Below are 26,464 nucleotides of genomic sequence, written 5' to 3'. Positions count from 1 at the left end.
TATTAATCTTCTAAGTTTTCTACATCAATGCGATTTGCTTTATCAAGCACTGACGCTTTTGCACGAATCTTAGCTTCAAGTTTGTCGACAAGGTCATCGTTGTCGAAGCGCTCTTTCTGACGCTTACCGTCTTCGTAGAAGGCACTCTTACGAGCACTACCCGCAAGGCCTAAGTGAGACACTTCAGCTTCACCAGGGCCGTTAACGACACAACCGATTATTGAGACGTCCATTGGAGTCACTATGTCTTCTAAGCGTTCTTCAAGGGCGTTAACGGTGTTGATAACATCGAACTCTTGACGAGAACAGCTTGGGCACGCAATGAAGTTGATGCCACGCGAGCGAATGCGCAAAGATTTAAGAATATCAAAGCCCACTTTGATCTCTTCGATTGGATCAGCCGCTAGCGAGATACGCAGCGTATCGCCGATACCTTCAGAAAGAAGCATACCTAAACCTACCGCGGACTTCACAGAGCCGGCGCGTGCACCACCCGCTTCAGTAATACCTAGGTGAAGTGGTTGATCAATCTGCTTAGCAAGCAAACGGTAAGAACCGACGGCTAGGAATACATCAGAAGCCTTCACGCTGACTTTGAATTGATCAAAGTTCAGACGGTCTAGGATATCGACGTGACGCATTGCAGATTCAACCAGCGCTTCTGCTGTAGGCTCTGTGTATTTCTCTTGGATCTCTTTTTCAAGAGAACCGCCGTTAACACCAATACGAATCGGGATATTCATATCACGAGCACAATCCACAACAGAGCGAATGCGGCTTTCGTTACCGATGTTACCTGGGTTGATACGCAGACAGTCAACCCCATACTCTGCCACTTTAAGAGCGATACGGTAGTCGAAGTGAATGTCAGCAACCAAAGGAACAGAGACCTGCTGCTTGATTAGCTTAAAGGCTTCAGCGGCCTCCATAGTCGGTACAGATACGCGAACGATATCTGCCCCCACTTTTTCCAAAGCTCGAATTTGAGCGACGGTCGCGGCGACATCTGTTGTTCTTGTGTTGGTCATGGATTGCACAGCAATTGGTGCACCATCACCGATCGGCACATCACCCACATAAATACGGGTTGATTTGCGACGAATAATAGGAGATTCGTGTTGCATATTAACTCTAAGGTAAGGTTATTCTAGCTACTTTGCCTGAAGTATACCCAGAAAGGTCGACAGGTTCACTTGCAAATGTCATCGATACGCCTTCAGGCGCACCCAGAATCACTTTATATGGTGCAGTTCCAGAAAGATTTAATGTCTGGCCTGCTTTTTTAATGCCGGTAGATAACGTTTTGCCCGAAGCATCTTTCACTTGGATCCAGCAATCAGCAGAGAACTGCATCACTAGCTCGTTAACCACAGCTTCAGGCACTACAGTCTCTGGTTCCGCAGTAACCGAAGCAACGTCTGCTGCTTCTGATGCTTCTGATGCTTCTGATGCTTCTTCAACGACTTCAACAGGGTCAAGAGTTACTGAATCTTCAGCTGAACTCACTTCAGTAAGCTCATCAGAGTTTTCCGTAACAGGAGATGTCTCTGTGTTTTGTTCTCCTTCAATCACTTCTAATGAAGTCAGCTCAGGATCAAGCGACTCTTCTACCACTAGCTCTTCCGAGCTTTCAGTATTGGCTAAAGATTGAGATAAGGTGTCTTGCTGTTGATTCTGCCACCACCAAAGAGAGGAGATACCCACAATCACAGCAAAGATGCTCCAAGTAAGGAGCATAATACGGCTATTGTGCTTCTCGGTTTTAGTCTTACGAGAAAAGCTCAACATTTCTTGTTCTTGATGTTGGGCATCACCAGAATGATGAAGCGCGTTCAACACGACTTTTTCATCAAGATTGACGTATTTCGCGTATGAACGAATGTAACCACGCATAAAGGTGGCAACCTGATCTGACTCGAATTGGTTTTCTTCAATTTGCTGGATAAGCGTAACGCGTAGCTTCAAGCGATCAGAGATCTGCTTTTGTGTTAAACCAAGAGATTCTCGTTTATTTTTGAGCAGCGTTCCCGCTTCAATTGCTGGAGCGACAGTTTCTTGCGTTTGTGTTTCTTGTTCTGTGTTCATAGAGAGTGAACTTCTAAAGTATTATTGCAGGTTGATGAGAGCATTTTTTATTTTCGTTTAAGCTCAATCTTACAACCTACTATGTGGAATTTTTCCTGTCACCCGGTTCATCAACCCTTAAAGTAGAAAACCACACACTGTTGGTGAGCGACTTTCTCAGGAAGCTAGTTTATCAAGTAGCCAACCTAAATAGACACATTGACGATTATCGGGTAACAAGCGAGCACTTAAATTAATTTAAGATTATTTAATCATAAGCTAATGCCATTACAAGGCAAAAACACTTTCGACAAAATTTACCGTCAGCTCATGGTTTTGTCCAAAATTTAACGAAAAATGTAAGAAAGCGTGGGGAAAAAATCCAATTTTTGGAAATTCACCTTCCAGAAAAGCAACAAGCCAGAAGGAATCCTTCTGGCTTGTTTAGATCTAAATGGTATTTAAACCGCTTTTACTTGAATCACATCACCTGCGATTAAGTTAGCTTCAGAGGCGGCTTTCAGCATTTTAGTACGCTTGGTTCTATCAATGACATCACCAACCAACTGACCACATGCGGCATCAATATCATCGCCACGTGTTTTACGAACCGTTACTGTGTAGTTGTATTCCATCAGCGTTTTTTGGAAGCGATCAATACGAGAGTTGCTTGGCTTCTTATAAGGCGAACCCGGATAAGGGTTGAATGGAATCAAATTGATCTTACAAGGCGTCTCTTTCATTAGCTCAGCAAGTTCACGAGCGTGGTCCATATCATCATTCACATGATCCAATAGAACGTACTCAACCGTTACTTTACCGCGGTTAGCATTTGAAGAAGCAATGTAACGACGAACCGATGCTAGGAAATCTTGGATATCCCAACGGTCGTTGATTGGCATGATTTGGCTACGTAGTGCATCGTTTGGTGCGTGTAGAGAAATCGCCAGAGCCACATCGATGTTGTCTGTCATCTGATCAAGACCAGAAACAACACCAGATGTTGATACTGTCACACGACGCTTAGACAGTGAGAATCCTAGATCATCAAGCATCAGCTCTAATGATGGAATTAGGTTCTTCATGTTAAGCAGAGGCTCACCCATACCCATCATTACGACGTTAGTAATTGGACGACGACCCGTATCTTTCTCTAAACCGATTTCACGTGCAGCACGCCAGATTTGACCAACGATCTCTGAAACTTTCAGGTTACGGTTGAAGCCTTGTTGAGCCGTAGAGCAGAATTTACATTCTAGTGCACAACCAACCTGTGAAGATACACATAGCGTCGCACGGTCACCATCTGGGATGTATACCGTCTCAACGTCTTGGTCACCAACGCTCATAGCCCATTTAATGGTGCCATCTGCAGAGTGCTGAGCTTCAGAAACGATAGGTGCAACAATCTCACAGCGATGCAGCAGTTTCTCGCGTAATTTTTTGTTGATGTTGTTCATTTGTTCGAAGTCATCGACACCGAAGTGATAAATCCACTTCATCACTTGCTCTGCTCGAAACGCTTTCTCATTCAGTTCTTCTGTGAAAAATTTACGAAGACCTTTACGATCAAAATCGAGTAGATTGACTTTAGCTGTGGTCATGATGCCTCTCAATGACGGAACAATAATTAAGGGCGCGAATTGTACAGGCTTTACGCAACTTCAACAAGCGCTGTAAAACCCTGTGTTTATTAAGACATTCAAAGTTAAGCGATTAAAACTTGAACAATTGTTTTGTTCGGTCTGAGAATACCTAAATTAAAGAAAAGATTCCCGATTACGCTCCTCCGTCGCTCTCGGGAATGACGACTAAATAGATTATCGAGAATGCAAAGTCCACATACGAAAAAGGCTTCACCGAAGTGAAGCCTTTATTGATACTTGCTGTTGTCTGCTTATTCAGCTGGGCGTGGGCAAATTTCAGATTCTGGGAAGAAGAATTCGATCTCGCGAGCTGCAGACTCAGGGCTGTCACTGCCGTGTACTGAGTTGTAACGCATGCTGATTGCGTAGTCAGCACGGATAGTGCCGCAAGCCGCTTCTTCTGGGTTAGTTTTACCCATTAGTTCACGGTAACGAGCGATCGCATTTTCGCCTTCAAGTACTTGAACCATGATAGGACCAGAAGTCATGAACTCTTTTAGTGGTCCAAAGAACTCTTTACCTTCATGTTCTGCGTAGAAGCCACTTGCTTGCGCTTCTGTAAGAGAAACCATTTTAGCGGCAATAATCTGTAGGCCTGCTTTTTCAATGCGGTGGTAGATTTCACCGACAAGGTTACGCTTAACTGCATCCGGCTTAACAATTGAGAACGTTCTTTCTAGAGCCATAGGGATTCCTTCACTTCATTTTTTTGTTATTAAATACTGAAATTACTAAGATCATTCGATCTGAGTTTATGAATAAGCGGTATCGAAAGACCGCTCACTCTTATTATTATTTTGCTTGGTCGATAAGAAGACGAGCCAGTGTACGAACACCCATACCAGTCGCGCCTGCAGCCCACTTATCACTTGATGACTTGCGGTAAGTACCCGCGCAATCCATGTGAATCCAGCCTTTTTTGTAGCCATCTACAAAGTAAGACAGGAACGCAGCAGCTGTACTTGCACCCGGTGTGTAATCACCAGAGCTAATGTTTGAAAGATCAGCAAAGTTTGAAGGCAACATACCACGGTGGAAATCAGCAAGAGGCAATGGCCATAGACCTTCTTTCTCTTGGTTCGCAGCCGTTAGTGCTTGATGAGACAACTCATCATCAAAGCTCAATAATGCGTGGTAGTCGTTACCTAATGCATTTTTAGCCGCGCCTGTTAGCGTTGCACAGTCGATGATCAACTCTGGATTCTGAGCGCTTGCGAACATCAGGCCATCAGCTAAAACTAAACGACCTTCCGCATCGGTATTCATGATCTCGACAGTCTTACCATTTTTGTAAGTAATGATGTCGCCAAGCTTCAATGCACGACCAGAGATCATGTTCTCTGCACAACATAGGATAAGCTTGATACGCTTGTTCAGGCCGCGTTCAATCGCTAGACCTAAACCACCGGTAATAGTCGCTGCGCCACCCATGTCAGCTTTCATTGCTGTCATGAATTGACCTGGCTTGATGCTGTAACCGCCTGAGTCGAAAGTGATACCTTTACCCACAAGACAAGCAAACACAGGTGCGTTTTCATCGCCAGTTGGGTTGAAGTCCAGTTGAAGCATTGCTGAAGTACGTTCAGAGCCGCGACCTACCGCGTAGATGCCTTCCCAACCTTCAGTTAGGAGATCTTTGTCTTTAACGATTTTTGCTTTAACAGTGCCTGCTGGTGCCACTGACTTGATGTATTCAGCTGCCATTGTCGCTAATTGACGAGGAGCAACTTCTTCAGCCGTTTTATTGATGATGTCACGCGTCCAATCTGTCGCGCGGATACGTGCTTCTAATTCAAATTGATCAGCTTCAGCTAGAGCATCCCACTCCAATGCATTCTTTTTCTTTGGTCCACGGTAGCCTTGGTAAAAAGCCCAAACGCTTTCTAGATCCCAGCCTTCACCGCTAAGTGCAACCAGTGCGATACCTTGTCCGTCAAGCGTACGACCAGCACGTTGAACCGCACCTAAATCGTGGCCTTCACCAATGTGAATAGTAGCTCCCGCTTCTGAGAACGATAAAATAGCTCTTGCTCCCCACTGAGGCTGGGCAGCTTCTTGACTTAAAAATACTGACATCTGTGTAGACATGATTTCTCCTTGTCATGAACCACTTTGAGTATGTGATTCTGATTATTTTTTATTAGCGCTCTGATGTTAGCATTATGTAGAAGTAAAATGTCATTTTGATAAAAAAACGGACCATAAGGTCCGCTTTTTTTAGTAAGAATTGTTAACTTGGCTGTGTTTATATTGGATAAATTCCAACCAACAGCCAAATTATAGAACAAGAGGGTTAGTCCATCTCATCCATCCAGCATAAAATAATGGCCTCTAGAATTTTCTCGTTCGAGTGATTCGGCTCATCATCAAAATCTTCAAGATCTAACACCCATTGATGCAAGTCCGTAAAACGTACGGTTTTAGGATCAGTCTCAGGGTATAAATCACATAGCTCAATCGCAATATCTCGCGAATCAATCCATTTCAAGCTCATAACACTTCCTTATCTTTATCAGCGACGATTTGTCATCTTAATGATTTATATTTTATGCCAGTTTTACTAACACGTTTAGTCGAGCTGAGTTCTTAGTGCTCTTCAGAAGCTAAGTTCAGTGTGTACTTTGGAATTTCAACTACAAGGTCAGTATCAGCTACTTTAGCTTGGCAACCAAGACGAGATTCCATTTCCAGACCCCATGCTTTATCAAGCATATCGTCTTCTAGGTCATCACTTTCTTCTAATGAGTCGAAACCTTCACGAATCACGACGTGACATGTAGTACATGCACACGACTTCTCACATGCGTGTTCAATACCAATACCGGCCTTCAATGCAACATCAAGAACCGTCTCACCAGTTTTTGCTTCTAAAACAGCGCCTTCTGGACATAGATCTTCGTGAGGTAAAACAATAATCTTTGGCATGTTTATCTATTCTCTAACTATTAAATATTATCGACTGACTGACCTGACAGTGCAGCTCGAATTGATTTATCCATACGACGAGAAGCAAAGTCTTGGCTCGCTTTGTCGGTATTCTTAATTTCTAGTTCGATGGCATCAGCGCTTTCGCCATTGCGCACTTCAATCAGTGCTTCAATAGCTTGCAGAAGGTGCTGCTTTTCTTGCTCATCAAGCAGCTCATCACCATCAGCTTGCATTGCTGCAATAAGACCTTCGATAACACGATCTGCTTCTACACGTTGTTCAGCTAGAGCACGCGCTTGCATGTCTTCTTTAGCAAACGTCATCGAATCTTTCAGCATGTTCGCCACTTCATTATCGCTTAAGCCGTAAGACGGTTTAACCTGAATTTCAGCTTGAACACCTGTGCTCTTCTCCATAGCAGTCACCGATAGCAGGCCATCAGCGTCTACTTGGTAAGTCACACGAATATGCGCTGCGCCAGCTGCCATTGGTGGAATGCCTTTTAGGGCAAAACGAGCCAATGAACGACAGTCATCAACCATCTCGCGTTCACCTTGCACGGTGTGCACTGTCATTGCAGTTTGACCGTCTTTGAACGTGGTAAATTCTTGTGCGCGAGCAACAGGGATCGTCGTATTGCGTGGAATGATCTTTTCGACCAAACCACCCATCGTTTCGATACCGAGGGAAAGAGGAATAACATCAAGCAACAGCATTTCAGAGTCAGGCTTGTTGCCGACTAAGATATCCGCTTGGATAGAAGCGCCAATCGCAACCACTTCATCTGGGTTAATGCTGGTTAATGGCGTACGACCAAAAAAGTCACCAACCATTTCACGTACAAGCAAGGTACGAGTTGAACCGCCGACCATCACGACTTCTAGAACATCATCCGCGTCAACTTCGGCATCTTTCAATGCACGACGACATGAAAGCAGTGTTTTCTTAACCAGTGGCTTGATGATGCCTTCAAACTCTTCACGAGTTAACGAACCAGCCCAACCAAGCACTTCAACATTAACGCTTTCAGCTTCAGATAAGCCAATCTTAGCTTCTGTCGCGGCGTCTAGAAGAATACGGTTCTGTTCTGCCGTTAGCTCTGAAAAGCCCATCTGTGCTAGGAAATGTTCTGCAATCAAATGGTCAAAATCGTCGCCGCCTAATGCAGAGTCACCACCGGTTGCTAGTACTTCAAAGACACCTTTAGACAGGCGCAATATAGAAATATCAAACGTACCACCGCCTAAGTCGTAAACGGCGATTACCCCTTCTTGACCTGAATCTAAACCGTAGGCAATCGCTGCAGCCGTTGGCTCGTTCAGAAGACGTAAAACATGAAGACCCGCAAGTTGTGCTGCGTCTTTAGTTCCTGCTCGTTGTGCATCATCAAAGTACGCAGGAACAGTAATTACCGCACCCGCTAGCTCACCACCTAACGTAGACTCAGCACGTTGGCCAAGCGCTCGCAGGATATCGGCAGATACTTGGATTGGGTTCTTGTTACCTTGTTCTGTACGAATCAAAGGTAAACCATTATCACTTTCTTCAAACTGATATGGCAGAGACGGGTATCGCTGTTGAATATCTGACAGTGAACGACCGATTAATCGCTTAACTGAGATAATGGTATTTTTAGGATCAGTTTGTGCTTTTGCACGAGCTTCATCGCCAGTCGTGTAGGACTCAGACTGATAATGGACAACGGAAGGAAGAATACTGCGACCTTGTTGATCAACAAGCGTGTTCGCCTCACCACTGCGCACTGACGCAACCAATGAGTTTGTTGTTCCTAAATCAATACCCACAGCAAGCTTGTGCTGATGAGGAGCGGCGCTTTGCCCTGGTTCTGCAATCTGAAGTAGTGCCATGGATGTGTCCTTGTTATTCGAACTAGCCGATCAAACGATCTTCAACTAACCCGATTTCATTCTTTAATTTTGCAATAAACTTAAGCTTTCTTACTCGGTCTGCTGCTTCTAACCAAGCTTCGCTGTCGAGTTCTTGTTGGATAGCGCTTAATTGTTGTTTATACATTTTGCTAACCTTTCCTTCAAATGCAAATAGCGCATCTTCTGGATCAGAACTGTCTGCGATCTCTTCAAGCTCTTCACGCAATTCCATTTGTTCCATCAAGAACATAGGATCTTGCATGGTCTGCTGTTCACCACGAATATCCTCACCATGTTGTACTAACAGATATTCAGCACGACTGATTGGATTCTTCAACACCTGATACGCGTCATTGATTTGCGCTGCTTTTTGCACGGCTAACAAGCGATCACGCTCAGAAGCAATAGCAAATTTATCAGGGTGGAATTGGCGTTGCAGATCTCTAAACTGAGAAGAAAGAAGGCTACCATCCAGTTGAAACTGAAGTGGTAGCCCAAATAATTCGAAATGATTCATGTAACGGTGGTCCTAAGTTTAGGCTCTTTATTTAGAGCCTAATTTTATTCTTCGCTCACTATAAACGCTCAACGATTGAGGCGTTTATACATTGAAGCTCTCACCACAACCACATTCGCCTTTCGCGTTAGGGTTGTTGAATTCAAAACCTTCGTTTAGGCCTTCTTTTACGTAATCAAGCTCAGTACCGTCTAGGTAAACTAAGCTCTTTGGATCAATGATGACCTTAACACCTGAATGCTCAAACACTTCGTCTTCTTCGTTAAGCTCGTCAACGAATTCCAGTACATACGCCATACCTGAACAGCCAGTAGTTTTTACTGCTAAGCGTAATCCGAGACCTTTACCACGGTTATCTAGGAAAGCTTGAACTCGGCTTGCTGCCGTATCTGTCATGGTGATGGCCATACTACAACCTTGTGTTTATATAAATTGAGAACTCAGGGGGAGCACAAAGGGTGCTCCCAAATATTACTTATTTTGTCGACGTGATTACGGTATAGAAGCGATTAGTGCTTCTTTTTGTAATCCGCAACCGCTGCTTTGATTGCATCTTCAGCAAGAATTGAACAGTGAACTTTCACTGGTGGCAACTCAAGCTCTTCTGCGATTTCAGAGTTTTTAATAGCAGCAGCTTCATCAATACTTTTACCTTTAACCCACTCAGTTACTAGTGAGCTAGAAGCGATTGCGCTACCGCAACCGTAAGTCTTGAATTTCGCGTCTTCAATAATACCTTCTGCAGATACTTTGATTTGCAGTTTCATTACGTCACCACAAGCAGGTGCGCCAACCATGCCGCTACCTACACTTGGGTCTTCTTTATCAAACGAACCTACGTTACGTGGGTTTTCGTAGTGATCAATTACTTTTTCGCTATATGCCATGATAGTTACCTCGAATCCTCTATTTCCGTGAGATTAGTGATGAGCCCACTCAACAGTGTTCAAATCAATCCCTTCTTTATACATATCCCATAGAGGAGACATGTCACGTAATTTGTTTACCGCTACACGGATTTGTGCAATCGCGTAGTCGATTTCTTCTTCCGTTGTAAAACGGCCGAATGAGAAACGTACTGAGCTGTGTGCCAGTTCATCGTTTAGACCAAGAGCTCGTAGAACGTATGAAGGCTCTAGGCTTGCTGATGTACATGCAGAACCTGATGATACCGCTAGGTCTTTTAGAGACATAAGCAGAGACTCACCTTCAACGAAAGCGAAGCTCACGTTTAGATTGTGTGGTACACGTTGGTCTAAATCGCCGTTTACGGTTACAGCTTCTAGATCTTGAACACCTTTAAGTAGGCGCTCACGAAGAGCCAGTGCGTGATCGTAATCTTTCTGCATGTCTTGTTTAGCGATAGCAAAAGCTTCGCCCATACCCACAATTTGGTGAGTAGCAAGCGTACCAGAACGGAAACCACGTTCATGACCGCCACCATGCATTTGCGCTTCTAGGCGAATACGAGGTTTACGACGAACGTACAAAGCACCAATGCCTTTAGGGCCATAAGCTTTGTGTGCAGAAAATGAAATAAGGTCTACTTTCATCTCTTTTACGTCTAGTGGGATTTTACCCGCAGACTGAGCCGCATCAACGTGGAAGATGATCTTGCGTGAACGACATAACTCGCCGATTGCAGCGATATCTTGGATTACACCAATCTCGTTGTTCACGTGCATGATAGAAACAAGAACGGTATCTTCACGCATTGCAGCTTGTAGCTTGTCTAGATCGATGATGCCGTTAGCTTCAGGCTCAAGGTAAGTAACCTCAAAACCTTCACGCTCTAGTTGGCGACATGGATCAAGAACCGCTTTATGTTCTGTTTTGCACGTGATTACGTGCTTACCTTTCTTCTCGTAAAAGTGCGCTGCACCTTTGATAGCAAGGTTGTCTGACTCTGTAGCACCTGACGTGAAAACAATTTCACGTGGGTCTGCATTTAGTAGATCGGCAATTTGCTCACGAGCATTATCTACTGATTCTTCTGCCTGCCAGCCGTAACGGTGTGAACGAGATGCAGGGTTACCGAAGTTACCGTCCATCGTCATGCACTGAACCATTTTTTCAGCAACACGTGGATCGACTGGACATGTAGCTGAATAGTCAAAGTAAATAGGCAGTTTCATTTTCTACTCCAATGTAAAAACTGACCGCTAAGAGCGGGCATTAACACCGCGAGGTGCTGCACTAATCGTTGTAGTGCTCGTATTTTTATGTGCAAAACCATTATTAACCGCAAGATCGATATCTTGACGATCAGAAATCTGTAAAACTTCGTTATCTTTCATTAGCTCACCGAGCGTAATGTCGTTTAAGAAGCTGCTAATTCGGGAGCTCAAATCACGCCATAAGGTGTGAGTTAAACAACGACTGCCACCTTGGCAATCTGCTCGACCGTGACACTTGGTTGCATCGACTGATTCGTCTACTGCAGCAATAACAGTTCCGACAGCAATGTCGCTCGCTTCTGCACCTAAACGGTAACCACCACCAGGGCCGCGAACACTAGCAACTAAGCCAGCTTTACGTAACTTAGAAAATAGCTGTTCTAAGTAAGATAACGAGATGCCTTGTCGCTCTGAAATATCAGCCAGAGGAACTGGGCTTTTTTGCGAATGCAGTGCTACATCTAGCATAGCTGTTACCGCATATCTTCCTTTAGATGTAAGTTTCATATCACACCGTATCCACATTGTTTATGTGGTTGGAATCTTCCCATACCCGACTAAATTGGTCAAGTATTTAGTTGACTATTTTAGTCAGGTATTTAACCCTAGCAATAGCATGGGCTTTATTTGTTGTTTTTGCTCTTCTCAATTGAAGTCAAAATACCACGTAGAGTATTGATCTCTTGTAGTTCTGGACGAGATCGGCTGAATAAACGACGCAGCTTGTTCATCACCTGACCCGGCTTCTCCTTAGAGATAAATTGGGTATCAATGATCACTTTTTCAAGGTGTTCATAGAACATTTCTAGTTCTTCGTGACGAGGGTAGTCATCTTGTTGCTGCGGTTGGTACTGGCTAGCCACCATATCAAGGTGTGCCACGCGAACTTCATAGCTCAGTGTCTGTACTGCCATTGCTAGATTTAATGAGCTGTACTCTGGGTTAGCGGGGATACATACGTGGAAATGACACTTCTGAAGCTCATCATTGGTTAAGCCTGTACGCTCACGGCCGAACACTAATGCCACAGGATGCTTCTGACCTTCAACTGCAAACTTTTGTCCACATTCACGCGGCTCAAGCATTGGCCATTCAAGCGTACGAGAACGAGCACTTGAACCAACCACCAAACCACAGTCTTTTACTGCTTCATCCAGTGTAGACACAATAGTTGCGTTTTCTGCGATGTCACCTGCACCAGCAGCCAGTGCTAAGGTCTGCTCGTCAACTTCACATTGAGGGTCAACAAGAACTAATTGACTCAAACCCATCACTTTCATTGCGCGAGCTGCTGATCCGATATTCCCTGAATGAGACGTACCAACCAGAACGACTTTTACATTGTCTAACATGCTATATGACACCACTTTAAAAATAATCGCGAGATATTAACACATAGCAAAGTAAAATGGTCAGACCCTTCGCGGAATGTGAAATCAAGAGTTCAAAAAATAACCACTTCCCTTTTGGGGAAACTTTGGTATACTCGCCGCCGCTTTAAACTGTTCTTTAACATCTTGTGGGAAAAACCATATGCATCCAATGCTAAACATTGCGATACGCGCTGCGCGTAAAGCTGGCAACCATATTGCTAAATCTCTAGAAACAACTGATAAGATCGAATCATCTCTAAAAGGTAACAACGATTACGTTACTAACATTGCTCAAGAAGCTGAGTACATGATCATTGAGACAATCAAATCATCTTACCCAGAGCACAGCATTATTTCTGAAGAATCAGGCCTGACTGAAGGTAAAGACTCTGACGTACAATGGATCGTTGACCCACTAGATGGCACCAACAACTTTGTAAAAGGTTTCCCTCACTTCTCTGTATCTATCGCTGTTCGCATGAATGGTCGTACAGAAGTTGCTTGTGTTTATGACCCAATGCTAAACGAGCTATTCACAGCTCAACGTGGCTCTGGCGCTCAACTTAACAACGCTCGTATGCGTGTTAGCCAACTTAAAGACCTTCAAGGTACTGTTCTAGCGACTGGTTTCCCATTCAAGCAAAAACAACACTCTGAATCTTTCATGAAAATCATCTCAGCTCTATTCGTAGATTGTGCTGATTTCCGTCGTACTGGCTCTCCAGCACTTGACCTATGTTACCTAGCAGCTGGCCGTGTTGACGGTTACCTAGAACTAGGCCTTAAGCCATGGGATCTAGCAGCTGGCGATCTAATCGCTCGTGAAGCTGGCGCTATCATGACTGACTTTGCTGGCGGCACTGACTACATGACGTCTGGTAATGTTGTTGCTTCAAGTGCACGTGGTGTTAAGTCCATTCTTAAGCACGTTCGCGAGAACTCTAACGAAGGTATGCTGAAGTAATTCAGACCTTACGTTAATGCTCTTTAGTTAAGGGCAAAAAATTTAATGAAGAGCCTCGCTATCGCGGGGCTTTTTTGTATCTGCGATACGAGATACGAGCAAGACGACGGTTAGTTACAATGAGCACAAATCACTTACCCTATCAGTTGCATTTAGCCCCTCACTTGATAGTGATTTACGGATTGGTAAATGCTGAAGAGCCCCTTAGATCGCACAAGCTTACCTATAAAATACAGACGTAAAAAAACCGCTAGTTGCCTAGCGGTTTTTTTTGGTTCAGCGAAAATTGTTAAGCCAAGGCTTAAGGCATTTCGTCAAACTCTTCACCTTCTTTATCCACTTGTGGTGGCATTAGGTGTTCACGCGTAATACCCAACTTCATAGCGAGTGCAGATGCAACGTAGATAGAAGAATAAGTACCAACCGTAATACCCAATAGAAGTGCAGTCGCGAAGCCGTGAATCATAGCGCCGCCCTGAGCGAACAGTGCGATAACTACGAATAACGTTGTACCAGAAGTAATCAATGTACGGCTCAATGTTTGTGTGATTGAGCTGTTCAATACTTCAGGTGCTTCACCCTTACGCATCTTACGGAAGTTCTCACGAATACGGTCAAATACGACTATGGTATCGTTGAGGGAGTAACCGACTACCGTTAGCAAGGCTGCTACGATAGTAAGATCCACCTCAATTTGCATTAGAGAGAACACACCCAGAGTGATGATAACGTCGTGCGCCAGTGCTAGTACTGCACCTGCCGCCAAACGCCATTCGAATCGCACTGACACATAGATCAAGATACAGATCAGAGAAACAAGGATAGCAAGGCCACCCGCTTCTGTTAGCTCGTCACCCACATTAGGGCCAACGAATTCGATACGACGCATCTCAACTTGCTCACCAGTACCATCTTTAATTGCAGACAGGATCTGGTTACCAAGCGTTTCGCCAGCAACACCGTCACGTGGACGTAAACGAACCATGACCTCACGTGCAGAACCAAAGTTCTGTACCGTTGCATCACCGAAACCTTCCGCTTCTAGTGCACTACGGATATCAGGTAGGTTTGCTGGTTGCTCAAAACCCACTTCAATCAGCGTACCACCGGTAAAATCTAGACCCCAATTCAACGATTTCGTTGTTAAGGTAAAGATGGCAGTACCAATCATCAAAATTGAGAATAAAAAGGCAACCTTTGACCAACGCATAAAGTCGATCATTTTTTCTGCTTTTAGAATCTGAAACATATTAATTCCTAGCCTTAGATCGACAGTTTCTTAACGCGTTTGCCGCCATACATCAGGTTCACGATACAACGTGTTCCGACAATAGCTGTAAACATTGAAGTTAAGATACCGATAGACAGCGTTACCGCGAAGCCTTTAATTGCACCTGTACCTACAGCAAATAGAATAATTGCTGTCAGTAGTGTGGTGATATTGGCATCGGCGATGGTGCTAAATGCGTTTGCATAACCTTGGTGAATCGCTTGTTGTGGACTGCGTCCATCTCGAAGTTCTTCACGTATACGCTCAAAGATAAGTACGTTGGCATCGACCGCCATACCAACCGTCAATACGATACCGGCAATACCTGGCAGAGTCATAGTAGCCCCCGGGATCATCGACATAACACCGATAATCAACACCAAGTTAGCCATCAGAGCAACGTTCGCAATCAAACCGAAAGTACGGTAGTAAAGCAGAGTAAACAACATTACTGCAGCCATACCCCAAACCATCGCCATGATACCCATATCGATGTTTTGTTGACCCATAGATGGACCAATCGTACGTTCTTCTACAATCGAGATAGGTGCAATCAATGCACCAGCACGTAGTAAAAGTGCCAAGTTATGAGCTTCAGCCGTTGAGTCGATACCCGTAATACGGAAGTTACGACCTAGCGCAGATTGAATCGTCGCTTGGTTGATCACTTCTTCGTGCTTACTTAAGATCACTCGACCTTCTGGTGTTTTACGACCGCTGTCTTTGTACTCTGCAAATACCGTAGCCATAAGCTTACCGATATTCTGACGAGAGAATGTAGACATCTTGCTACCACCTTCGCTGTCTAGCGAGATGTTAACTTGTGGGCGACCATATTCATCAACACTTGAGCTTGCATCAGTAATACTTGAACCGCCTAGAATAACGCGCTTCTTAAGTACCACAGGGCGACCATCACGATCTTGCTTGATTTCGCTACCCGCAGGGGCACGACCAGAAGCGGCAGCGGCTAAGTCAGCACTACTATCAACTTCACGGAACTCAAGTGTCGCCGTTGCACCAAGAATTTCTTTAGCGCGCGCCGTGTCTTGAACACCAGGCAATTCCACTACGATACGGCTAGCACCTTGACGTTGAACCAAAGGTTCAGCAACACCAAGTTCGTTAACACGGTTACGTAAAATGGTAATGTTTTGCTCTACTGCATAGTTACGGATTTCTTGAAGACGAGCATCTGTAAAACGAGCAACCAAAGAAAAACGACCATTAGATTCTGAATCTACGAACGTCATATCTTGGTGCTTAGATTGCAGTAGCGATTTCGCTTCAGCAAGCTGCTCTTCGTTACGTAGAATCACTTCAACTGCATCTTTACCCGATGGGCGAATAGCACGGTAACGAATTTTTTCTTCACGAAGTTCACTACGGAAGGCTTCTTCTTGTTGGCCAACTAGCTTTTGCATCGCAGCATCCATATCCACTTCCATTAAGAAGTGAACACCACCACGTAGATCAAGACCCAGTTTCATTGGTGCAGCACCAATAGATTCAAGCCAATCAGGAGTTGAAGCCGCAAGGTTTAAAGCAACGATAACATCATCACCTAGTGCTTCTGTGATGATATCACGGGCACTAATTTGCGTATCTGTATCGTTAAAGCGAACAAGAATGGAACCGTTTTCTAGAGCAACGGATTTAGTAGAAAGGTTCTCTGCTTCCAGAGCATTGGTGACAGCATCCAGCGTAGACAGATCTACAGAGGCGCCACGCGCCCCTGTAACTTGAACTGCCGGATCTTCACCGTATATATTCGGAAGTGCGTACAACGCGGCGATAGCGATGGCAAACACCACCATCAAATACTTCCATAACGGATAACGGTTTAGCACAGCGAGGATCCTCTAGCTGTTTATAGTGATTTCAGAGTACCTTTTGGTAGCACTGCTGTAACGAAGTCTTTCTTGATAACAACTTCGTTGTTTGCGTTCAGTTCGATAGCAACGTAGTCGCTGTCTTCTGCAATCTTAGTAATCTTACCGATTAGACCGCCGCTTGTTAGAACTTCATCGCCTTTGCCCATAGAAGACATAAGGCTCTTATGCTCTTTTACGCGCTTAGCTTGTGGACGGTAGATCATGAAGTAGAAGATCACAGCGAACATACCTAGCATGATAAGCATTTCGAAACCGCCGCCTGCTGGTGCACCTTCTACTGCTGCGTGAGCTTGAGAAATAAACATTAAAAACATCCTCTATTATATTTTGGTAATTGTTTGTCTAATTGGGTTGTATCCCTTTATTTTCAAGCCCCATCTCTAGGAATAGAGATGGGGCTCGCAAAAAAAGAAATACTAAGATTCTTTACCTAACGGTGGCACTTCACGCCCCATTCTTGCGTAGAACTCAGCAACGAACTCTTCAAAACGGTCTTCATCAATAGATTGACGAATGTCTGACATAATTCGTTGGTAGAAACGCAGGTTATGAATCGTGTTCAGTCGAGCACCTAGGATTTCGTTACAACGATCCAAATGATGCAAGTACGACTTGCTGTAGTTCTTACAAGTGTAACAGTCACAATCTGAATCTAGTGGTGTTGTATCCGTTTTATGCTTCGCATTACGGATCTTGATCACACCTTCAGTGACAAACAGGTGGCCATTACGTGCATTTCGCGTTGGCATTACACAGTCAAACATGTCGATACCGCGACGAACACCTTCAACCAAGTCTTCAGGTTTGCCTACGCCCATTAGGTAACGTGGCTTATCTTCAGGCAGTTGAGGGCATGTGTGCTCGAGAATACGGTGCATGTCTTCTTTTGGTTCGCCTACTGCTAGGCCGCCAACAGCGTAACCGTCAAAACCAATTTCTGTTAAGCCTTTAACGGATACGTCACGAAGGTCTTCGTATACGCCACCTTGAACGATACCGAATAGTGAGTTCGGGTTTTCTTGCTTGTCAAAGTGATTGCGTGAACGCTGAGCCCAACGAAGAGACATCTCCATTGAGTCTTTAGCTTCTTTATGCGTCGCAGGGTAAGGCGTACATTCGTCAAAGATCATTACGATGTCCGAGCCTAGATCCTTTTGGATTTCCATCGACTTTTCAGCGTCCATGAAGATCTTGTCACCGTTTACAGGGTTACGGAAGTGAACACCCTCTTCAGTGATTTTACGCGTCGCACCTAGGCTGAATACTTGGAAACCGCCTGAATCAGTCAGGATAGGTCCTTTCCAGTTCATGAAATCGTGCAAGTCACCGTGCAGTTTCATGATTTCTTGACCAGGGCGTAACCATAGGTGGAACGTATTGCCTAGCAAGATTTCAGCACCTGTGTCTTTCACTTCTTCGGGAGTCATGCCTTTAACCGTACCGTAAGTACCTACAGGCATGAATGCTGGTGTTTCAACGCTACCACGTTCAAACTGAAGTTGACCACGACGTGCGCCGCTGTTTGTTTTTTTAAGTTCGTATTTTAATTTCACGAAGCCTCCAATATGCCAGAGAAACAATCTGACTGATAATTCAGAACCTTAAGCTAAACATAAGTTCAATCTAGCGAGTTCTATGAGGAGCGGTCGCGTATTCCTTGCGAGAGATTAGACAGACACCCTGCCCGACTCCTAGCTTACTGCTAGCACCCGTAAATTCTGCTTATATCGTTTATAACCAGCTAAAATTAGCTCGTTTTCTTATTGATGAACATCGCATCACCGTAGCTGAAGAAACGGTATTCGCTCTTCACTGCGTGATCGTATGCGCCCATCACATTGTCATAACCAGCAAATGCACTCACCAACATGATCAGTGTTGATTCTGGTAAGTGGAAATTGGTAATCAAGCAATCCACCAACTGGTATTCATAACCAGGGAAGATGAAGATTTCTGTGTCACCAAAGAAAGGAACTAACTCAGTGCCATTTTTCAATGCATCTTGAGCCGCACTTTCTAGTGAACGCACAGAGGTTGTACCGACAGCGATAATGCGTCCGCCGCGAGCTTTTGCTGCTGCAACGGCATCAACCACTTCTTGCGGTACTTCAACGTACTCTGCGTGCATGTGGTGATCGTTGATATTATCTACTTTTACCGGCTGGAACGTGCCAGCACCAACGTGAAGCGTCACGTAAGCAAACTCGACACCTTTTTCTTTCATGCCAGCCATGAGCTTGTCATCAAAGTGAAGACCTGCTGTTGGCGCTGCAACCGCACCCGGCTTTTCATTATAGACAGTCTGGTAGCGCTCTTTATCTGCATCTTCATCAGGACGATCGATGTAAGGAGGCAGTGGCATGTGACCAACACTGTTAAGAATCTCTAAAACGCTTTGATCTGAGGTGAAATGGATTTCAAATAACGAGTCATGACGCGCCACCATTTCAGCTTCATATTCATCATTTTCGCCAAGGAACAGCTTAGTGCCGGGCTTAGGTGATTTAGAACAACGAACATGCGCTAAAATACTTTTCTCATCGATCATTCGCTCAACCAGTACCTCAAGCTTACCGCCTGATGCCTTGCGACCAAATACGCGAGCAGGAATAACTCGAGTGTTATTGAAAACGACAAGGTCGCCTGGCTCAGCCAAGTCTAAAACGTCTTTAAACGAACCATCAGTTAGGTTGCCATTATTGCCGTCCAATTTAAGCAGGCGGCTTGCTGTACGCTCTTCTTGAGGGTAGCGAGCAATAAGTTCATCTGGTAGGTCAAAGTGAAAATCTGAAACTTGCATGTGTCTAGTCTTGTCTTAGTTGATGAGATTTGTGCTGTTGGCTAATAATAAATCGTTGTCGCTAATAAATCGTTACGGTAAGTAAACGTTGCCGTAAACAGATAGCAAACACGACTAAAAATTTCGCAGTGGGCTAGTATAGGCACACGAGCCGCAATAGCAAGGTTTACGACAACGGATTATTGTAAAGAGGCGTTAAATAATGCTACAGATTAGACGCTTTAATTTCGATAATTAGTTGCATAAAACTCACCCAAAAATGCGTTAGATCTCAGTTATTTTTCAGATAAAAAACTATAGTAATAGCAACAAATAAAAAATAAGGAGGTTCGTATGATCAAGGTTGAAGATATGATGACTCGCAACCCTCATACTCTATTGCGCTCACACTCACTGGCCGATGCTAAGCACATGATGGAAGCGCTTGATATCCGCCACATCCCAGTTGTTGATGCCGACAGAAAACTATTAGGCGTCGTCACACAACGAGACGTTCTTGCCGCTCAAGAGTCTAGCCTGCAAAACATCCCACAAGCTCAATCATTTACTCTTGCTACACCGCTCAACGACATCATGCACAAAAGCGTAATGTCTGTAGAACCACGAGCAGGATTGAAAGAATCAGCTGTTTATATGCAGAAACACAAAGTGGGCTGTTTGCCTGTCGTAGATGATCACGAATTAGTAGGCATTATCACCGACAGTGATTTCGTCACGATAGCGATCAACTTACTCGAACTACAAGAAGAAGTAGAACCGGAAGAAGTAGAAGGTTAATCAAGGTTTTTTTACCCGCTAACCCCCTAGAGCCTTTCAATCCAAGGCTCTTTACATGCCCCAACTCTCACATATTCACTGTGAAACTCACCACACCCTTCATTTCTTCTTAGAGACCTGTTCCAAAAAATAAGCATCTCAACAAACCTATCTGACTTATTGTTCTTACATATGAGAATGTAAGACTCTAATTAGATTTATTGATATATCTATCGTTTGGATAATGTAAAAATTTGTTAACAATAAAAACAAACTGCCTTTCTGGGAATGATACTTATGAGTTTAAAGAAATTGCTGTCCTTGGGTTTTGGCGTGATTCTTGCGCTAATTTTGGTTATTTCAGTCGTTGCTTCATTGCGCTTTTATCAATCTAGTCATGGGTTTAATACCTATCGCTCTCTTGCATTAACCAGTGTATCCACTGGGCGAATCCAAGCCAACATATTGGAAGCTCGTTTATCTGCATTAAAATATATAAAGAACCCTGTTGTATCGCATGCTTCAGAGCTCAATAAGCGCATCACAACATCAATTCAGTTGATTGACGAAGTATTGGACGCTCATATTGACGACCTACATAAAAATGAGTTTTTAGCGATAGAGAAGCAGCTTAAACAATACAACCAGGGCTTTAACCAGGTAGTGCAACTGGTCAATACTAGGAACAACTTAGTTAAAGAAAACTTAGATCCATCAGGTCTTAAGATGCGACAAGCAGTGACTAACTTAATGACGCAAGCTTCTGCTGAAGAAGATTTAGAAGTTGCTGTCAGTTCAGGGCAACTTCAACAACATGTGTTGTTATCACGATTGTATGCTTCTAAATTTTTGACTAGCAACAAAATAGAAGATGCTCAACGAGCTCAAAAAGAGTTTGCGTCCGCCACATTTCTCGTAGAAACCATAGAATCTCAATTGATGTCAGACGAGCAAATTCGTTACTTAGCTGATTTTAATAATGCCTTTAAAACCTACCGAGTCACTTTTTCAGAAGTTGTTAACACGATAAAGGAACGAAACAACATCGTTTCTGGAACCCTTGATATTGCAGGTAGCAATGCGGCGAAAACAATTGAAGAAATAAAGCTATCTACCAAGTCACAACAAGACTCCGTCGGACCAAGCATGGTTGAACGATTTTCAAATGCTCAATTTATCTTAGGTGCTCTTTCAATTATTGTTATCGCGATTGCCCTTGGCATTGCCATCTCGATTTATCGTAGCGTCTGGAAAGTCGTAGGGGGAGAGCCTAGCGATATTCAAGCAATTGTAGAAGAAGTCGCTTCCGGTGACCTTTCAAAACAGATTCCAATAACAGGTAAAGAAACGGGTATATACGCAAACATTTTAGAGATGCGCCAAGAGCTACGTCGTATCATCGATGGTTTCCACCAAATTTCAGACAATGTTTCAGCGGCTTCAGTCGAGTTAACGGCCGTGATGAGTCAAACAGAAGGGAATGCTCAACAAGAACTTAGCCAAATGGAGCAAATAGCAACAGCCATCAATGAACTTTCTAGTACTGCGAATGAAGTTAGCCATAATGCAGCTAGTGCTGAGAACGCGGCAACGGGGGCAACTTCCAATGTTAAAAAGGGCGGCGTTTCACTCGATGCCTCAGATGATATATCTCGCAAGGTTGAAGACTCAATCGAAGAGACATCAAATATCGTAAATCAACTGCAAGAGTACTCGGTAGAGATCGGTACTGTTATTGAAGTGATCAACTCCATCTCTGAGCAAACGAACTTGCTAGCACTCAACGCAGCCATTGAGGCCGCACGAGCTGGTGAGCAAGGGCGTGGTTTTGCTGTCGTTGCTGATGAAGTTCGTTCTCTGGCGGCTAAAACACAACAATCAACTGTCGATATTCAAGAGATAATCTCTCGACTTCAAGCACAAGCAAAAGATGCCAACCAGTTCATGCAATCTAATCTATCGTTAGCCGTAGAGTCGCGTCATTACAGCGAACAGCTTAGAACGGCATTCGCATCAATAACGGAGTCTGTTGGCCTGATTTCAGATATGAATACACAAGTAGCAACAGCATCTGAAGAACAATCAGGAGTCACACAGGATATTTCACAAAATGTTTCTTTGACCTTTGATATCGTTCACCAAAATGTTTCAGGAATCGAACAAAGCAAACAAGCGAGTGAGGAGTTATCTTCATTAGCAGTGAAACAAAAAGACTTACTGAGTTTTTTCAAAATCTAACGCTATAGATAAATTTCAAACGCCACAGTTTGTGGCGTTTTTCTTCTCAAATGAACAGACAAAAAGAGCAGCTAAAATAGCCGCTCTTTTTGTTTTGATGTTCTAGTTTTTTATAACAACTCAGAAACCACATCAGCTAATTGGTGGAATGTCTCGAGACGCGAAGAGCTCGGGCGCCATACAAGGCCGATATCTCGGTACGCTTGCTGACCAGGAGGATCAATAACCACTAGGTTTTGGTTTTCCAATAAACCATGATCGATGGCCATCTGCGGAATAAAGGTGGTACCTAAACCATTGGCCACCATTTGCACCAATGTGTGCAAGCTCGTTGCCGTGAACGGATTTATCTTCTCTTTGTCGGTTAACTTACAAGCTGATACCGCATGCTCGGTTAAGCAGTGTTCGTTCTCCAACAAGAATACAGATTCGTCTGGCAGGTCGTCATATTTAATTGGGACACGAATACCATCCGCTTGATTACGACTGATCACCATTCTGAACGGGTCTTGCCCTACAACTTTACTCTCCATGTTGTCGATATCGACAGGCAGAGCCAGAATCAACACATCCAATTCACCATGACGCAATGCAGCTAATAGGTTAGTTGTCGTATCTTCACGTAACAGTAAGTTCAACTGTGGGAAACGATGGTTGGCTTCTTGGACCAAATCACACAAAAGGAATGGCGCAATAGTAGGGATACACCCGACTCGCAACTGCCCTTGCATCGCATCACCATTGCATAGATTTCCGAGCTCAACCAAGTCTTGCCCTTTCGCCAATAACTCTCGACCGTGCTTAACCACCAGCTCACCCGCTTGCGTAAATACTAATGGGCTCTTTTTATCTTTCTTCTCATAGAGAGGACAACCAATCAGCTCTTCGAGGTTTTGAATACCTTTGCTTAGTGTGGATTGGCTGACGAAACAGCGATCCGCAGCGTCGCTAAAGTGACGGGTTTCGTGAAGGGTAACAAGATAATGAAGCTGCTTAAGACTTGGCCATTTATTCATGAAATTACTTTGTAATATGAGTAGGATAAGTTACGTAAAGGTCAGCAGACCTAAGGACTGGGCAAAGATTAAGCTCATCGCTTTTTTCGATTAACTTAATCTATTTAATTCGCTTTTTTCTATAGTACCGATTGTACTATAGTTTGTCCCGTAGAAACGGAGCCCAAACAAAGATGTGTTGGGCCAACTAATTTTTTAGGAGATTCCAAATGGTACTAGTAGGTCGTCAAGCCCCTGACTTTACTGCAGCAGCTGTTCTAGGTAACGGTGAGATCGTTGATAACTTCAACTTCGCAGAATTCACTAAAGGTAAGAAAGCTGTAGTTTTCTTCTACCCACTAGACTTCACTTTCGTTTGTCCTTCAGAGCTAATCGCTTTCGACAACCGTCTAGAAGATTTCCAAGCTAAAGGCGTTGAAGTAATCGGTGTTTCTATCGATTCACAATTCTCTCACAACGCATGGCGTAACACTGCTATCGCTGATGGCGGTATCGGTCAAGTTAAATACCCTCTAATTGCTGACGTTAAGCACGAGATCTGCAAAGCATACGATGTTGAGCACCCAGAAGCAGGCGTTGCTTTCCGTGGTTCTTTCCTAATCGATGCTGACGGCCTTGTACGTCACCAAGTAGTTAACGATCTTCCACTAGGTCGTAACATCGACGAAATGCTACGCATGGTAGACGCACTAAACTTCCACGAGAAGAACGGTGAAGTTTGTCCTGCACAATGGGAAGAAGGTAAATCAGGTATGGACGCATCTCCACAAGGTGTTGCAGCATTCCTATCTGAGCACGCTGACGACCTAAGCAAGTAATTACCTCTTAAGCCCGAACTCAACGCGGGTTAATGGTTGGAAGACTCTCTATAAAGAGAAATAAAGCATAAGCTAATAGCGCAAAGCGCACCGCCAATCAGTTAAGAAGTAAAGTCCTATTAAAAGCCCGAAGTTAACGCTTCGGGCTTTTTTATTTTATATCTCCAGCGTATTTCCTTTCGCACTCATTTGTCTCTATGGATGTGCAATTGAGGTAGTTGCACACTCAAACTTTACCCCTATTTTCCTCTACCGACACCTATTCAGATTCGTATCTAGATTGCTATTATTTCATCAGTATCTCTTAGAACGAGTAAATATGATGAATACCGAAATTGAAGTCTGTATCGATAACTTAGAATCTCTCCATAACGCACTATCTGGCGGCGCGAATAGAATCGAACTCTGTTCGTCATTGGCATTAGGTGGACTAACACCGAGCTTTGGAATGATGAAGCAAGCGGCTCGAATTTCCTCGGTTCCGGTATACGCGATGATACGCCCAAGACAAGGCGACTTCATTTTCGATAATGACGATATGCTCTGTATGCTTGAAGATATTGAAGCTTGCTCAAGTGCAGGATTGAATGGAGTGGTTCTAGGCGTATTAGCACCGAACGGAAGTATTGATATGCCAAAAATGCAGCAACTGGCAGACAAGGCTCACTCGTTGAACTTAGGAATTACGTTTCACAGAGCCATTGATCAATGTACCGATTACCAAGTTGCTTTAGAACAGGTCATAGCGCTCGGCTGTGAACGGATCCTAACGTCAGGGCTTGCTGCAAATGCAGAGCAAGGAATCCATGTATTAGCCGATATGGTCAAACAAGCAGATGGCAGAATCGATATCATGGCTGGCGCTGGCGTCAATGCAACGAATGCTAAGATAATTCAAAGCACCACCCAAGTACCTGCACTTCACCTTTCAGGTAAATCAACAAGACCAAGCCTAATGGAAAATAACTCGAGTGCTCAAATGGGGAATAGTGATATTGATGATTATCAGATACCAATAACTGATGTTAGCAAGATATCCAGTGTGAGAGCCGCTCTCAACGCTTAGGGTAATAGTCGCTAACACAAATCCAGAGAACCTCGCTGACTAATCTAACTGACTGACGTATATTAAATTAAATAGCACAGAAAATTTTCATGGATAGATATGGCTAAAGACTTATTCAGCTCTCTTGATTTAAACCTGTTACGAACATTTCTGATTGTTTATCAAGAACAAAACACCAGAAAGGCTGCGGAGCGTTTATTCGTTTCTCAGCCGGCGGTTAGCCAAGCCCTACAGAAGCTAAGATACCACTTCAATGATGATCTCTTCGTAAAGGTTCATGGTGGACTGCAACCAACCTCATTCAGTGAGCAACTCGTCAATGAAATAACACCACACTTTGATGGCTTGATGACGGCGGTGAATGCATCTAATCGATTTAACCCAAGTGAAATCGACTACCCCTTAAAGATAGCGTTATCACCTGTGGTACTCGCTTGTTTATCCGGCACCTTGTATAAAGAGCTTATGAGGCAAGCGCCAAACTCAAAACTCGAGCTAGTAAGCTGGTCTACTTCATCTTGTGAAGATATACAGAAAGGAGAGGTTCTGCTAGGCGTTGCTTACGAGCTACCTTTTACATCAAAAGAGATCTATGTAAAAAAACTGGTTGAGATTACAGGCCGATTATTTGTAAGAAAAGATCACCCAATTAAACAAGCTTCAGTCAGTCCCGAAGAATTAGCAGGTTATGAAATAGCATCAATGATATCTCCTGGTTGGAACGACAATTTTAGCCATGCAGCCAACATATTAGAGTCACGTTCAATTCCACACCGTATTGGCTTTCGTTCCGAGATTTTGATGGCAATCATCGATGTCGTAGCGAACTCCGATATGTACATGCCACATTCCAACCTATTCCCCATAGATAACTACCCAACGCTACGAGCTATAGATGTAGATCTTGATACTAAACATAAGAATGTCAGCGTTTACAGTCATATACACACTAAAAACCGTAATAACCCTCTCATATCCTGGCTTTTCGATGTAATCAAAGATGCGCTACTACAACAGATTAATAAGTAATGCTTATTACAGATCTAC

General features: G+C 43.9%; 26 protein-coding genes. 6 read left to right on the top strand and 20 right to left on the bottom strand.

From position 1 onward, the window contains the following. Nucleotides 1-2: 2 nt before the first annotated feature. From ispG to trmJ, 14 genes are all read right to left on the bottom strand, one after another. The gene (gene ispG, locus L3V33_RS20240) at nt 3-1,124 is read right to left on the bottom strand and encodes a flavodoxin-dependent (E)-4-hydroxy-3-methylbut-2-enyl-diphosphate synthase (RefSeq protein WP_004735104.1); all 1,122 of its coding nucleotides are present in this window, start codon (nt 1,122-1,124) and stop codon (nt 3-5) included. Nucleotides 1,125-1,131: 7 nt separating this feature from the next. Beyond that, nucleotides 1,132-2,085 carry a cytoskeleton protein RodZ gene (gene rodZ / locus L3V33_RS20235; RefSeq protein ID WP_237291093.1) on the bottom strand — a complete coding sequence of 318 codons (954 nt, stop codon included), beginning with the start codon at nt 2,083-2,085 and terminating at the stop codon, nt 1,132-1,134. Between the two features lie 440 nt (nt 2,086-2,525). Continuing rightward, complete coding sequence (locus L3V33_RS20230; protein ID WP_004735102.1) at nt 2,526-3,668, bottom strand: bifunctional tRNA (adenosine(37)-C2)-methyltransferase TrmG/ribosomal RNA large subunit methyltransferase RlmN; 1,143 nt, start codon at nt 3,666-3,668, stop codon at nt 2,526-2,528. Nucleotides 3,669-3,961: 293 nt separating this feature from the next. Continuing rightward, on the bottom strand, nt 3,962-4,396 hold the full coding sequence (ndk, locus tag L3V33_RS20225; RefSeq protein WP_004735101.1) for a nucleoside-diphosphate kinase: 435 nt from the start codon (nt 4,394-4,396) through the stop codon (nt 3,962-3,964). 106 nt (nt 4,397-4,502) lie between these two features. Continuing rightward, entirely contained in the window at nt 4,503-5,798 is a 1,296-nt protein-coding gene (pepB, locus tag L3V33_RS20220; protein WP_237291092.1) for an aminopeptidase PepB, read from the bottom strand. Between the two features lie 205 nt (nt 5,799-6,003). Next, nucleotides 6,004-6,204 (bottom strand): Fe-S cluster assembly protein IscX, encoded by a 201-nt coding sequence (iscX, locus tag L3V33_RS20215; protein WP_017098072.1) that lies wholly within the window; start codon nt 6,202-6,204, stop codon nt 6,004-6,006. Nucleotides 6,205-6,296: 92 nt separating this feature from the next. Further along, nucleotides 6,297-6,635 carry an ISC system 2Fe-2S type ferredoxin gene (gene fdx / locus L3V33_RS20210; protein WP_004735098.1) on the bottom strand — a complete coding sequence of 113 codons (339 nt, stop codon included), beginning with the start codon at nt 6,633-6,635 and terminating at the stop codon, nt 6,297-6,299. 20 nt (nt 6,636-6,655) lie between these two features. Then, nucleotides 6,656-8,506 carry a Fe-S protein assembly chaperone HscA gene (gene hscA / locus L3V33_RS20205; protein ID WP_237291091.1) on the bottom strand — a complete coding sequence of 617 codons (1,851 nt, stop codon included), beginning with the start codon at nt 8,504-8,506 and terminating at the stop codon, nt 6,656-6,658. Nucleotides 8,507-8,528: 22 nt separating this feature from the next. After that, a complete protein-coding gene (gene hscB, locus L3V33_RS20200) occupies nt 8,529-9,044 on the bottom strand; it encodes a co-chaperone HscB (RefSeq protein ID WP_017074111.1) in 516 nt (171 codons plus the stop codon). A gap of 84 nt (nt 9,045-9,128) precedes the next feature. Beyond that, nucleotides 9,129-9,452: an iron-sulfur cluster assembly protein IscA gene (gene iscA / locus L3V33_RS20195; RefSeq protein WP_004735095.1), complete on the bottom strand. Its 324-nt coding sequence runs from the start codon at nt 9,450-9,452 to the stop codon at nt 9,129-9,131. Nucleotides 9,453-9,553: 101 nt separating this feature from the next. Then, on the bottom strand, nt 9,554-9,931 hold the full coding sequence (iscU, locus tag L3V33_RS20190; protein WP_004735094.1) for a Fe-S cluster assembly scaffold IscU: 378 nt from the start codon (nt 9,929-9,931) through the stop codon (nt 9,554-9,556). 33 nt (nt 9,932-9,964) lie between these two features. Continuing rightward, complete coding sequence (locus tag L3V33_RS20185; protein WP_017074110.1) at nt 9,965-11,179, bottom strand: IscS subfamily cysteine desulfurase; 1,215 nt, start codon at nt 11,177-11,179, stop codon at nt 9,965-9,967. 27 nt (nt 11,180-11,206) lie between these two features. Then, nucleotides 11,207-11,728, bottom strand: coding sequence for a Fe-S cluster assembly transcriptional regulator IscR (gene iscR, locus L3V33_RS20180; RefSeq protein ID WP_017074109.1), 522 nt, complete (start codon nt 11,726-11,728; stop codon nt 11,207-11,209). 116 nt (nt 11,729-11,844) lie between these two features. Next, entirely contained in the window at nt 11,845-12,573 is a 729-nt protein-coding gene (trmJ, locus tag L3V33_RS20175) for a tRNA (cytosine(32)/uridine(32)-2'-O)-methyltransferase TrmJ (protein WP_102550967.1), read from the bottom strand. Nucleotides 12,574-12,754: 181 nt separating this feature from the next. Here trmJ and suhB point away from each other — a divergent pair, with 181 nt between their 5' ends. After that, on the top strand, nt 12,755-13,558 hold the full coding sequence (gene suhB / locus L3V33_RS20170; RefSeq protein ID WP_017074107.1) for an inositol-1-monophosphatase: 804 nt from the start codon (nt 12,755-12,757) through the stop codon (nt 13,556-13,558). Between the two features lie 301 nt (nt 13,559-13,859). Here the strand turns inward: suhB and secF are convergent, their stop codons facing one another. The 5 genes from secF to queA form a co-directional block, all read right to left on the bottom strand. Then, on the bottom strand, nt 13,860-14,807 hold the full coding sequence (secF, locus tag L3V33_RS20165; RefSeq protein ID WP_004735089.1) for a protein translocase subunit SecF: 948 nt from the start codon (nt 14,805-14,807) through the stop codon (nt 13,860-13,862). Nucleotides 14,808-14,821: 14 nt separating this feature from the next. Then, the gene (gene secD, locus L3V33_RS20160) at nt 14,822-16,678 is read right to left on the bottom strand and encodes a protein translocase subunit SecD (protein WP_004735088.1); all 1,857 of its coding nucleotides are present in this window, start codon (nt 16,676-16,678) and stop codon (nt 14,822-14,824) included. A 20-nt stretch (nt 16,679-16,698) separates the two neighbouring features. Continuing rightward, the gene (yajC, locus tag L3V33_RS20155; RefSeq protein WP_004735087.1) at nt 16,699-17,028 is read right to left on the bottom strand and encodes a preprotein translocase subunit YajC; all 330 of its coding nucleotides are present in this window, start codon (nt 17,026-17,028) and stop codon (nt 16,699-16,701) included. Between the two features lie 111 nt (nt 17,029-17,139). Continuing rightward, nucleotides 17,140-18,276 (bottom strand): tRNA guanosine(34) transglycosylase Tgt, encoded by a 1,137-nt coding sequence (gene tgt, locus L3V33_RS20150; protein ID WP_004735086.1) that lies wholly within the window; start codon nt 18,274-18,276, stop codon nt 17,140-17,142. A gap of 194 nt (nt 18,277-18,470) precedes the next feature. Beyond that, nucleotides 18,471-19,523 (bottom strand): tRNA preQ1(34) S-adenosylmethionine ribosyltransferase-isomerase QueA, encoded by a 1,053-nt coding sequence (gene queA / locus L3V33_RS20145; protein WP_237291090.1) that lies wholly within the window; start codon nt 19,521-19,523, stop codon nt 18,471-18,473. Nucleotides 19,524-19,856: 333 nt separating this feature from the next. Here queA and L3V33_RS20140 point away from each other — a divergent pair, with 333 nt between their 5' ends. Together L3V33_RS20140 and L3V33_RS20135 are read left to right on the top strand one after the other, a co-directional pair. After that, the gene (locus L3V33_RS20140) at nt 19,857-20,300 is read left to right on the top strand and encodes a CBS domain-containing protein (RefSeq protein ID WP_017074102.1); all 444 of its coding nucleotides are present in this window, start codon (nt 19,857-19,859) and stop codon (nt 20,298-20,300) included. Between the two features lie 276 nt (nt 20,301-20,576). Beyond that, nucleotides 20,577-22,517: a methyl-accepting chemotaxis protein gene (locus L3V33_RS20135; RefSeq protein WP_237291089.1), complete on the top strand. Its 1,941-nt coding sequence runs from the start codon at nt 20,577-20,579 to the stop codon at nt 22,515-22,517. Nucleotides 22,518-22,627: 110 nt separating this feature from the next. Here L3V33_RS20135 and L3V33_RS20130 read toward each other — a convergent pair whose 3' ends face one another. Continuing rightward, on the bottom strand, nt 22,628-23,533 hold the full coding sequence (locus L3V33_RS20130) for a hydrogen peroxide-inducible genes activator (RefSeq protein WP_004735078.1): 906 nt from the start codon (nt 23,531-23,533) through the stop codon (nt 22,628-22,630). Between the two features lie 209 nt (nt 23,534-23,742). Between L3V33_RS20130 and L3V33_RS20125 the strand changes: the two genes are divergently transcribed. The 3 genes from L3V33_RS20125 (at nt 23,743) to L3V33_RS20115 (ending at nt 26,446) form a co-directional block, all read left to right on the top strand. After that, a complete protein-coding gene (locus L3V33_RS20125; protein WP_009848275.1) occupies nt 23,743-24,351 on the top strand; it encodes a peroxiredoxin C in 609 nt (202 codons plus the stop codon). 322 nt (nt 24,352-24,673) lie between these two features. Further along, nucleotides 24,674-25,417: a copper homeostasis protein CutC gene (locus L3V33_RS20120; RefSeq protein WP_146457624.1), complete on the top strand. Its 744-nt coding sequence runs from the start codon at nt 24,674-24,676 to the stop codon at nt 25,415-25,417. Nucleotides 25,418-25,516: 99 nt separating this feature from the next. Next, entirely contained in the window at nt 25,517-26,446 is a 930-nt protein-coding gene (locus L3V33_RS20115) for a LysR family transcriptional regulator (protein ID WP_146457606.1), read from the top strand. Nucleotides 26,447-26,464 lie beyond the last annotated feature (18 nt).

The organism is Vibrio sp. A2-1 (genome assembly GCF_021728355.1).
Classification (GTDB): domain Bacteria; phylum Pseudomonadota; class Gammaproteobacteria; order Enterobacterales; family Vibrionaceae; genus Vibrio; species Vibrio splendidus_K.
Note: the sequence above shows the minus strand (reverse complement) of the source record. Positions and strands in the feature narration are given on the sequence as shown.